The organism is Psychroflexus sp. MES1-P1E (assembly GCF_002836055.1).
Lineage (GTDB): Bacteria > Bacteroidota > Bacteroidia > Flavobacteriales > Flavobacteriaceae > Psychroflexus.
In genome coordinates this window covers 1-11,181 of record NZ_PJBS01000100.1, presented here as the reverse complement: position 1 = coordinate 11,181, position 11,181 = coordinate 1, and the positions used below count along the sequence as shown (strand labels likewise).

Annotated in this window: 12 protein-coding genes; 9 read left to right on the top strand and 3 right to left on the bottom strand. The window is 34.9% G+C overall.

The window, feature by feature from the left end:
* Window positions 1-325, bottom strand: a 325-nt coding sequence (locus CXF67_RS02505; RefSeq protein WP_180957869.1) for a carboxypeptidase-like regulatory domain-containing protein, incomplete at its 3' end; no start/stop codon positions are given.
* 64 nt (window positions 326-389) lie between these two features.
* On the bottom strand, window positions 390-1,367 hold the full coding sequence (locus tag CXF67_RS02500) for a pyruvate dehydrogenase complex E1 component subunit beta (RefSeq protein ID WP_102087311.1): 978 nt from the start codon (window positions 1,365-1,367) through the stop codon (window positions 390-392).
* A 156-nt stretch (window positions 1,368-1,523) separates the two neighbouring features.
* Here CXF67_RS02500 and CXF67_RS02495 point away from each other — a divergent pair, with 156 nt between their 5' ends.
* From CXF67_RS02495 to CXF67_RS02465, 7 genes are all read left to right on the top strand, one after another.
* The gene (locus CXF67_RS02495) at window positions 1,524-2,270 is read left to right on the top strand and encodes an electron transfer flavoprotein subunit beta/FixA family protein (protein ID WP_102087310.1); all 747 of its coding nucleotides are present in this window, start codon (window positions 1,524-1,526) and stop codon (window positions 2,268-2,270) included.
* A gap of 16 nt (window positions 2,271-2,286) precedes the next feature.
* On the top strand, window positions 2,287-3,255 hold the full coding sequence (locus CXF67_RS02490) for an electron transfer flavoprotein subunit alpha/FixB family protein (protein ID WP_102087309.1): 969 nt from the start codon (window positions 2,287-2,289) through the stop codon (window positions 3,253-3,255).
* 88 nt (window positions 3,256-3,343) lie between these two features.
* Window positions 3,344-3,961 carry a bifunctional nuclease family protein gene (locus tag CXF67_RS02485; RefSeq protein WP_102087308.1) on the top strand — a complete coding sequence of 206 codons (618 nt, stop codon included), beginning with the start codon at window positions 3,344-3,346 and terminating at the stop codon, window positions 3,959-3,961.
* 3 nt (window positions 3,962-3,964) lie between these two features.
* Window positions 3,965-5,656 (top strand): NupC/NupG family nucleoside CNT transporter, encoded by a 1,692-nt coding sequence (locus CXF67_RS02480; protein ID WP_102087307.1) that lies wholly within the window; start codon window positions 3,965-3,967, stop codon window positions 5,654-5,656.
* A 207-nt stretch (window positions 5,657-5,863) separates the two neighbouring features.
* Window positions 5,864-6,688, top strand: coding sequence for a thymidylate synthase (locus CXF67_RS02475; RefSeq protein WP_102087306.1), 825 nt, complete (start codon window positions 5,864-5,866; stop codon window positions 6,686-6,688).
* 70 nt (window positions 6,689-6,758) lie between these two features.
* A complete protein-coding gene (gene egtB / locus CXF67_RS02470) occupies window positions 6,759-7,904 on the top strand; it encodes an ergothioneine biosynthesis protein EgtB (protein WP_102087305.1) in 1,146 nt (381 codons plus the stop codon).
* Window positions 7,905-7,919: 15 nt separating this feature from the next.
* Entirely contained in the window at window positions 7,920-8,888 is a 969-nt protein-coding gene (locus CXF67_RS02465; protein ID WP_102087304.1) for an L-histidine N(alpha)-methyltransferase, read from the top strand.
* 307 nt (window positions 8,889-9,195) lie between these two features.
* On the opposite strand, the gene CXF67_RS02460 is transcribed toward CXF67_RS02465, so the two are convergent.
* Window positions 9,196-10,281 carry an aminotransferase class V-fold PLP-dependent enzyme gene (locus tag CXF67_RS02460; protein ID WP_102087303.1) on the bottom strand — a complete coding sequence of 362 codons (1,086 nt, stop codon included), beginning with the start codon at window positions 10,279-10,281 and terminating at the stop codon, window positions 9,196-9,198.
* A gap of 50 nt (window positions 10,282-10,331) precedes the next feature.
* Between CXF67_RS02460 and CXF67_RS02455 the strand changes: the two genes are divergently transcribed.
* Both CXF67_RS02455 and CXF67_RS02450 read left to right on the top strand, forming a co-directional pair.
* Window positions 10,332-10,727 (top strand): 2TM domain-containing protein, encoded by a 396-nt coding sequence (locus tag CXF67_RS02455; RefSeq protein WP_102087302.1) that lies wholly within the window; start codon window positions 10,332-10,334, stop codon window positions 10,725-10,727.
* 5 nt (window positions 10,728-10,732) lie between these two features.
* The coding region (locus CXF67_RS02450) for a dihydrofolate reductase (RefSeq protein WP_102087301.1) at window positions 10,733-11,181 on the top strand (449 nt) is incomplete at its 3' end.

Sequence of the window (11,181 nt, the reverse complement as noted above, 5' to 3'; positions counted from 1 at the left end):
TTCCAGAATATACGATGACTTCGCTTAGTTCTGCTGAATTTTCTTCAAGATTAATTTCGATATTATAAGTGGTCTTTTTATTCAGAGGAAACTTCAAAGTTTCAAAACCCATAAATGAAAACTCAAGGAATGAGTAATTCTTGTCCGATTGAAGGTAAAATTTTCCATTTTCATCAGAAATTATTCCTTCTGAAGAATCAAAAAATATAACATTCACGTAGGGGACTGGCTCACCGGAGGTGTCATAAATGTAGCCACTAACCTTTGTTTGAGCTAAAGCAAAACTAGTAATTAAGGCAAATAGAAGTAATAGACTATGTTTCATTGAACTGAAAAAGCTTCAGATGCAATCTTATGCAAATGAAGCTCATTTTTGAGTTTAGGTTGTGTTAAATATATAAAACTTTTTTTACCGCTTTTATTACATCCTTGCTGTTGGGTAACCATTCTTGCAAAAGTACAGGAGAGTATGGAGCAGGTGTATCTGCAGTATTTAACTTCACAATAGGAGCATCCAAATAATCGAAAGCTTCGTTTTGAATTTTATAAGCAATATCTGTAGCTACATTACCAAAAGGCCAAGCTTCTTCAAGAATTACCAGTCTATTGGTTTTCTTTACAGATTTTAAAATAGCTTCATAATCTAAAGGTCTAACGGTTCTTATATCGATAATCTCACAAGAAATATTTTCCTTTTCAAGTTCTTCAGCTGCTTTATAAGCTTCTTTTATAATTTTTCCGAAAGATACGATGGTCACATCTGTTCCCTCCCTTTTTATATCTGCAACACCTAATGGTATTGTGTATTCTTCTTCAGGAACCTCTCCTTTATCACCGTACATCTGTTCACTTTCCATGAAAATAACAGGATCATTATCTCTAATTGCTGATTTTAATAGTCCCTTAGCATCATAAGGATTAGAAGGAATCACAACCTTAAGCCCTGGTGTATTGGCAAACCAACTTTCAAAAGCCTGAGAGTGAGTTGCTCCTAACTGACCAGCAGAACCCGTTGGACCTCTAAATACTATTGGGATATTAAACTGCCCTCCAGACATCTGTCTCATCTTGGCAGCATTATTTATAATTTGATCAATTCCTACTAAAGAAAAATTGAAGGTCATAAATTCAATAATAGGTCTGTTTCCGTTCATGGCAGACCCTATGCCTATTCCTGTAAAGCCTAATTCGGATATAGGTGTATCTATAACTCTCTTTTCTCCAAACTCATCTAACATACCTTTTGATGCTTTGTAAGCACCATTGTATTCAGCAACTTCCTCACCCATCAAATAGATAGTTTCATCAGCTCTCATTTCTTCACTCATGGCCTCTACAATAGCCTCTCTAAATTGGATTGTCCTCATTTAAATGTATTTTCTTTTATTAAAAATAAAGTACAAAAGTAGCAATTCATAATTCTAAATACTATAAGAATCTTATAAAAATTTTATTATGCATGCATAGTATCTTAGGGTCAAAAATATTATATTTGTTTCATAAAAAATTTAAAAATCGATGTAATGAAAATATTAGTATGTATTAGTCACGTGCCTGATACCACTTCCAAAATTAATTTTGTGGACAACGACACAAAATTTGACACCAATGGAGTTCAGTTTGTTATCAATCCAAACGATGAGTTTGGTTTGACAAGAGCGATGTGGTTTAAAGAAAAACAAGGGGCCTCAGTAGATATAGTGACTGTAGGAGGTAAAGATACAGAGCCTACCATTCGCAAATGTTTAGCGATTGGTGCAGATACTGCCTATAGAGTAGATACTCAGCCTCTAGATGGTTTTCAAGTAGCGAAGGAATTGGCCAAAGTTGCGAAAGATGGCGAATACGATTTAGTAATTGCTGGAAGAGAGTCTTTAGACTATAATGGAGGTATGGTACCTGGAATGTTGGCTAAACTTATCGGAGCTAACTTCATCAATACATGTGTGAGTCTAGATATTGAAGGAGAAACAGCAACAGCAGTTAGAGAGATGGATGGAGGTAAAGAAACAATTAAAACATCTTTACCCTTGGTTATTGGTGGTCAAAAAGGTCTAGTAGAAGAAAGCGATTTAAAAATTCCTAATATGAGAGGAATTATGATGGCTAGAAAAAAACCTTTAAATATCATAGAGCCTTTGTCATCAGAAACTCATACTGAAGCCAAGAGCTTTAGAAAACCTGAGCCAAAAGGTGAAGTCACTTTAATAGACGCAGATAATTTAGATAAATTAATAGACTTGCTTCATAACGAAGCAAAAGCTATATAACTTTAAAAAAAATAATATGTCAATTTTAGTATATACAGAATCAGAGAATGGCAAACTAAAGAAAGCTGCTTACGAAGTAGCTTCTTATGCCAAAGGGATTGCAGATCTAATGGGAACTAGTGTAACTGCTGTTACCGTTAATGCAGAAAATGTTGAGGAATTAAGTCAATATGGTGTAGATAAAGTTTTGAAAGTATCCAGCGATAAACTTTCAAAATTTAATGCTGATGCTTATGCTGAAGTGATCACGCAAGCCGCTAAAAAAGAAGATTCCAAAGTTATAGTCATTAGCCAAAGTGCTAATGCTAAATATATGGCACCACTTCTTGCAGTAAATCTAGAAGCGGGATATGTATCTAATGCTGTGAAGCTTCCAATTTTAGATGAGGGATTTAATGTAGAACGCACAGCTTTTACGAATAAGGCTTTCAGTATGACGTCTATTTCTACAGATATAAAAGTTTTAGGATTATCAAATAATTCTTATGGTCTTAAAGAAAATGAATCTTCTCTAACGCAAGAAGAATTTTCTCCAGAACTTACCGATGAAAATTTCGGAATTACCGTAGAATCTGTAGATAAAAATAAAGATAAAGTAAGTATTGCAGATGCGGAGGTTGTCATCTCAGCAGGAAGAGGAATGAAAGGCCCTGAAAATTGGGGGATGATAGAAGAGCTTGCTGGAGTTCTTAATGCAGCAACAGCCTGCTCAAAACCCGTAAGTGACATGGGTTGGAGACCTCACGGTGAACATGTTGGGCAAACGGGAAAACCTGTAGCTACCAACTTATATATTGCAATAGGAATTTCTGGAGCAATACAGCATCTCGCTGGTATAAGTGCTTCAAAGAATAAAGTAGTAATTAATACCGACCCAGAAGCTCCATTCTTTAAAGCTGCAGATTACGGTATTGTAGGCGATGCTTTTGAAGTTGTCCCACAATTGATTGAAAAACTAAAGGAATTTAAAGCAAATAACTCATAATTTTTATAAATTGTGCCCTCAATAATGGGCGGTCTAATTTTAAGATGTCCTTAAAATTAGATCGCCTTTTTATTTAACATCATGAAGTATGAGCTTAGCTAGACTTAGCATAAAAGGAATATCCTATAGTCAAACACAAAATGGTGCTTACGCACTTTTATTGAGCGATATGGATAGCGATAGACAATTGCCAATAGTTATTGGAGCTTTCGAGGCTCAGTCTATAGCTATTGCCTTAGAAAAAGAAATAAAACCTCCACGACCTCTCACACACGATTTATTTAAAACGTTTTCAGATAGATTTAAAATTACCGTTAAGCAGGTTATTATTCATAAGCTGGTAGATGGAATTTTTTATTCGAGTTTAGTTTGTGAAAGAGATGGAATTGAAGAAACTATAGATGCTCGCACAAGTGATGCCATAGCTCTTGCACTTCGGTTTGATGCTCCTATTTTTACCTATAAGAATATCCTTGATAAAGCTGGTATTTATTTAAAAGATAAAGGTGAAAGTACCGACATCTATGATTCTAGAAATATAGAGGCTACCGAACAAAAAGAATCAACTGAAGAAACAACTACATTAAAAAGTGAGTTTAGCCAAATGACGACTAAAAAACTAAACGAACTTCTCGACAAAGCAGTTACTGACGAAGACTATGAACGTGCTGCGAAAATTCGTGATGAAATTTCTAAACGAAGCTAAGAAATGAAACATTTGACTTGGGTACTCCTACTATGTCTGCCTACTTTATTAATAGCCCAAAACATCCAAGGGACTTGGGAAATTGATATCAAAGAACAGAAAGACTCGGTTTCCTATTTTGAAGACGAGCAAACTATAGAGTTTTTAGATTCCGTTTTTACACTCCGACATTCTACAAATGATCTCGCATATCAAGGAAGCTTTTCTACAGAGAGTAGTGAGCTAATATTAGAACCTAGATTAAATTCTTTAAACAATATTGTTTTTGATTTTCAATTTTCTGCTGATTCTGTTTTAAATCTAACCTCTGAAAATTTTAAGCTTAAACTCAATAAAGTAAATACTGCTGAATCCATTTCGGAAATAGCAGCCTCTAAGGTTATTATTCCCAATCAAAATTTTAGTTTTAATAGCCTATGGAGAGGTGTTTTAGGCATGTTCAGTTTGCTTTTTATCGCTTATATCCTAAGTAAAAATAAAAAAGCCATTAATTGGAAAACCGTTGGGTTTGGATTATTAGCACAACTTATCTTGGCCGTTGGCGTATTAAAAATTCCTTTTGTACAGTCTGGTTTCGAGTTCGTAGGAAATATCTTTGTGAAAATCTTGGATTTCACAGCGACTGGAAGTGAGTTTTTGCTTGGAGGTTTAATGGACACAAGTACTTACGGCTATATTTTTATTTTTCAAATCTTACCTACTATTATTTTCTTTTCAGCATTAACTTCTATCTTGTTTTACCTAGGAATTATTCAAAAGGTAGTGAGCGGATTAGCTTGGGTGCTTTCTAAATTATTAGGTATTTCTGGAGCAGAAAGCTTAAGTGTTGCAGGGAATATATTTCTTGGCCAAACCGAAGCTCCATTAATGATTAAGGCTTACTTAGAACGCATGACTCGTTCTGAAATCCTTTTGGTGATGATTGGTGGTATGGCAACGGTGGCAGGGGGTGTCCTTGCTGCCTATATAGGTTTTCTTGGCGGAGATGATCCAGTTATGAGATTAGCGTTTGCGAAGCATTTGCTTGCAGCCTCTGTCATGGCTGCTCCTGGAGCTATTGTTATTTCAAAAATACTCTATCCTCAACAAGAAAAAATAAATACCAACGTAGAAGTTTCTTCAGAAAAAATAGGCTCTAACATCCTAGATGCTATTGCCAACGGTACTACCGAAGGCTTAAAACTTGCGGCTAATGTTGCAGCCATGCTCCTAGTGTTTGTAGCTTTAATCGCTTTTATTAATTATGGATTTGAAAAGATTGGAGACCTCACCAATCTTAATGTATTAGTTGCCCAAAACACGCCTTACGATAAGTTTTCATTGGAAGCGATTCTCGGGATTATCTTTGCTCCACTCATGTGGTTGATAGGGGTAGCCAAGGAAGATGTAATGCTCATGGGACAGCTTTTGGGGATTAAACTAGTAGCTAGTGAATTTGTTGGATATATCCAATTAGCAGAACTTAAAAACACTGCAAATGCATTGAGCTTAAACTTTGAAAAATCTGTCATCATGGCCACCTATATGTTATGTGGCTTTGCGAACTTTGCCTCTATTGGCATCCAAATTGGAGGTATAGGCTCGCTGGCACCAGGACAACGTAAAGTTTTATCTGAATTTGGTATTCGCGCACTTATTGGCGGAACCCTAGCCTCTCTTATGTCTGCTACTATTGCTGGGATGATTATAGGTTAGTACAAAGTAGTCCATCTAGAAAAGTATCCATAACATAAGCTTTATAAAATTTTACTATCTATAATTTATTAATGTGAATACTCAGAAACCAGGTTTATCTACAAATAAACTTGCATAATAAATCCATTTAATTAAGATAAAATATACTTGTTAATCGGTCTCTAAATATTAAAATTTCTATTTTTGGACGTTTTAAATACGACATTTATGAAACAGTACCATGACTTAATTTCTCATATTCTTAAAAATGGAATCCAGAAAGGAGATAGAACGGGAACAGGAACCAAAAGCGTGTTTGGCTACCAAATGCGATTTGACCTTAATGAGGGGTTTCCGCTGGTAACCTCCAAGAAAATTCATCTCAAATCTATCATTTATGAATTATTATGGTTTTTAAAAGGGGACACCAATATTTCTTATTTGAAGGAGAATGGCGTTAAAATCTGGAATGAATGGGCAAATGAAGATGGAGATCTTGGTCCAGTATATGGCCACCAATGGAGAAATTGGAATTCTGAAGATATAGACCAAATTGAGGAATTGATTCATACCTTAAAAACAAACCCCAATAGCCGAAGAATGATGGTTTCAGCATGGAACCCAAGTGTCATGCCAGATACTTCAGCCTCTTTTGAAGACAATATAGCCGATGGAAAAGCAGCCTTACCGCCCTGTCATGCCTTCTTCCAGTTTTATGTCGCTGAAGGAAAATTATCCTGCCAACTGTATCAACGTAGTGCAGACGTTTTTTTAGGAGTGCCCTTTAATATTGCTTCTTATGCTTTGTTTACAATGATGGTTGCACAAGTCTGTGATTTAAAATTAGGTGATTTTATTCATACATTTGGAGATGCCCATATTTACAATAACCATTTAGAACAGATTGATCTTCAACTTTCTAGAACTGCAAGACCTCTCCCTACTATGAAGCTGAACCCGGAAGTAAATTCTATCTTCGATTTTAAGTTTGAAGATTTTATTTTAGAAAATTACGATCCACATCCGCATATCAAAGGGAAAGTGGCCATCTAAAATTTGGTTAATTCTTTTAGAATAGGTCTTGCTAGGAGTCCTATTTTAGTAAATTCCATTTTGTTCACTTATGATTCAAGAATTTTTAGAGACGAGAACCTTTACGGAAGTTTTATGCAAGCCTCTTCAACTAGAGGACTTTGTTATACAACCTGTTGAATTTGTTTCACCTACCAAATGGCATTTAGCCCATACGTCTTGGTTTTTCGAGGTCTTTATACTTACTAAATTCAATAAAGATTATGAGTTATATAAGACAGATTATCCTTATCTCTTTAACAGTTATTATGAAACAAAAGGAGACCGGATGATGAAAACTGATCGTGGAAATTTATCAAGACCCTCTTTACAAGAAATTTTCAATTATAGATCTTATGTCACTAATGCATTATCGAATCTGTTAGAGTTCAATCCTAATCACAATGAACTTTTATCTATAGTAGAAATTGGTATCCATCATGAAAAACAACACCAAGAATTAATATTGATGGATATTAAATACTGCTTTGGTCATAACCCCCTTTTTCCAGTCTATGAAGGGAGATTTGATGAGCAATCTTCCCAAGAAAAAAACCAAGACTGGCACTCCATTAAGGAAGGGCTTTATAAAATAGGTCATCACGGTAAAGGATTTTGCTACGACAATGAAACTGAAGCTCATCAAGTATTCCTTCAAGAGTTTAAGATTCGAGATGGGCTGGTCACTAATGGAGAATTTATAGAGTTTATAGAGGATGGAGGGTATAAAGATCCACTGCTATGGCATGCCGAAGCTTGGGACTGGATCCATGCTGAAAACATAAGCTGTCCCCTATATTGGCGAAAAATGGAGGAAGGTTGGTCTGAGTTTGCCTTAAGTGGTTTAAAACCATTAAATTTAGATCATGTCCTTAGTCATGTCTCCTACTATGAAGCTGCTGCATTTGCTCAGTGGAAAGGGTATAGATTGCCCACAGAATTTGAATGGGAGATCGCCCAAGACAAGTTCACCTGGGGAAAACGCTGGGAATGGACAGAAAGCGCTTACACTCCATATCCAAATTACAAAAAAGCAGCTGGCGCTCTAGGAGAATACAATAGCAAATTTATGGTTAACCAAAAAGTATTACGCGGTGGTTCTGCTTTGACGTCAAGTAATCACACCTCAAAAACATACAGAAATTTTTTTCACCCTCATATGAGATGGCAGCAAAGCGGTGTAAGGCTTACAAAATAAATCGACAATTATATAATGAATAGTACAACTCAAACGATGACGCATACAGCTTTCGAAAAAGATGTTATCCAAGGACTCACCGATTATCCTAAACATTTGTCTTCCAAATTTATTTATGATAAAAAAGGGGATAAACTCTTTCAAGATATTATGGCCATGCCAGAATATTATCTGACTAATAGTGAATACACTATTTTAGAGCATCAATCTTCTAGTATTGCTGAAAAATTTAAACTTAAAGAAGGGTTTGACTTAATCGAATTGGGAGCTGGTGATGGAAAAAAAACCAAACTTTTACTGAGTCACCTCACCGACATAGGAGCCAATTTTAATTATTTACCAGTAGATATTAGTCAGAATGTGTTGGATGAACTTGGAAATGCTTTAAATAATGAGTTACCAAAAGTAAGCTACGAGTTACTTCAAGGTACTTATTTTGAGGTATTGAATCAACTTTCTAGTTATAACAAAAGGCAAAAAGTGATTTTAGTGTTAGGATCCAACATAGGAAACTTAATGCACGAAGACGCCATCGATTTCTTATCGAAAATTGAAGAAAATATGTCTTCAGAAGATGTGTTATTTATGGGCTTTGACCAAAAAAAACATCCGCAAACCGTTCTTGATGCCTATAATGACCCCAAAGGACACACCGAAGCTTTTAATAAAAACCTATTCGCAAGAATAAATGAAGAGTTTGATGCAAACTTTGACTTGGATTCGTTTTTCCATTGGGAAACCTACGACCCAGAAACGGGAACTGCCAAGAGTTTTTTGGTGAGCAATAAAGCACAACAAATCAAAATTCCAAAACTAGAACTCACAGTTGACTTTAAAGCTTGGGAAACCATACATACAGAAATCTCTCAAAAATATGATGATGAAACTGTAGAATGGCTAGCTAGTGAAGCTAGTTTAACTATCGAAAGAGTTTTTGAAAGTGAAAATGGTTATTATAAAAATTATACCTTTAAAAAAAAATGAGATGAGAGCACTTTGGAATGCATAAAAATTGGTTGAAAGTAATGAAACTATAATCGCAAAGGGGATCATTAGTTCTCAGCGTTAAGCTTTGATCACCCTTATTTTTTAGACAGTAACTACCATAACACTTAGCCCTAAAAAAGACAAACTCCGTGTTCTACACATTTGACATTAGACTTTATTTGTAAATGGCGGAAAAAAATAAAACCACGGTATGGTATTATCCAAAATAAAATCTGAAATTGATGTTATTAAAAACTTCATGGCGTTTTGGAATGAAGTAAACATTGTAAAGTAGAGTTGTTTATTAAGAATTCTCCCGCAATTCATTTAGTAGAATTTCTAGATCTTTTTCTGTGTTAAAATACTGAAATCCAACTCGAATTCTACCTCCTCGATGTGCACTTAAAATTCCTTTATGCTGCAATTTCTCCATCAATTTTTCGTCTCCTTTTAAACTGAATATATTCTGATAAGAATCTGCATCAACGACTTCCTTGTCCAATAAATTCATCTCAAAAAATTTAGCTTTTGCTTGTTTTGAAAGTGTTTTGATGGTTGATTCAATAAATTCGATTCCCACTCTTTTGTAATGAAATTCCAAAGCAAATTTCAACCTTGCGACTGCGAGGAGATCGTGATGCCCTGGTTCAAGAAATCCAGTTAACCTCAGTTTACTATCTGGTTTTGAAGTAAGAGAATTGCTCCCAACGGTTCTGAAATTAAATCGATTTAAAAAGCTAGATTTAAAAAGAAAAAAAGCGTTACCTAAACTTGCGTTAAGCCACTTATAACCACTTGTCCCAAAGACATCAAAGGGTGAATTCTCAAAATCAAAAGGCTCAGTACCGCAATATTGAGTTGCATCTACCATAAAGCTTACCTCTGGAAACTCTCGCTTTAATTGTTCTAGATCTTTCATACTAAACGTCAAACCACTTATGAATTGAGTCATACTAAACATGAAAAAATCTGGCTTCTCTTCTAAGAATACTTTTCTTAAATTCTCATTTAAGTTTTGATTGATATCAACTTCGTGGATTTGAAAATGCCTTGATTTCACTGGTAAATTAACTGAAGGGTAATCTTGTGTTAGCAAAACAACTTTGGATGAATCAGGTAAATCATTCAATATCAGGTTGAAGCCTGTTGAAAAATTATTGAGAATACCAATATTTTCAACTTTAGAATTATAAATCTCAGCGATTAAAGATTTGGTATCTTCAATAATTTGGTGCTCGTTTTCATTGGTAAATGCACTTCCTCTTGATCTATAATCTTCCTCCATATCTTGTATCTTTTTGGAAACTTCAGAAGAAAGCACTCCTGTAAAAGGTGTGTTTAAGTAAGTATAGGCGGAGGTAACGGGGAATTCTTTTTTTAAATCTATCATGTTCAAGTCTGTGAAACTATTAGTAATTTTGGAATTCAAATATACTAAAAATGGGTTCAAAAAAGAAAATTGACTCTGAGTTAAGAGAGCTCTATGAAAATGCTCATCAGCGTTTAAAACAAAAGAAACGATTGGTAACTCACCTTGTTGTATTTTTAGCTGGGTCTGTTATTTTTATATTTGTAAATATCGGATTAGGCTATAGGTCCGATTTCAAGCCTTTTAATAATTATTGGTTTGTTACCGCCCTATTAATTTGGCTGTTTTTTCTAATCATCCATGCCATCAACGTATTTATAGTCAACAACCTAATGGGTAAAGAATGGGAAGAAAAACAAATGAACAGACTTGTGGAAAAACAGTTAGAACGACTTCGAGGACTCCAAAAAAAAGTAGATAAAAAGCATCCTATCGATGAACTAACCCAAGATAACGAAAATTCTTAATAATCATGAAGATTACACTAATTGCTGCAGCTGCAGAAAATAATGCTCTCGGAAAAGATAACGATTTAATTTGGCGTCTCCCAGATGACTTTAAGAGGTTTAAAGCTCTCACGTCTTACCACCACATCATTATGGGAAGAAAAACCTTTGAATCCTTCCCTAAGCCCCTTCCTAATAGAAAACATGTGGTAATTACCAGACAGGAAAATTATAAAAACGAGACTATAGAAGTTGTGCACAGTCTAGAAGAAGCTATCCAATTTAGTTCCACTGAAGAAGAGATTTTTATAATTGGTGGAGGTGAGATTTATAAGCAAGCCTTACCGTTTGCTGATAAAATTGAATTAACTCGTGTTCATGGCGAATTTGAAGCTGACACCTTTTTTCCTGAAATAGATGAAAAAAAATGGGATTTAGTCAATTCTGAATTTCATGACAAAGATGAAAAACACAA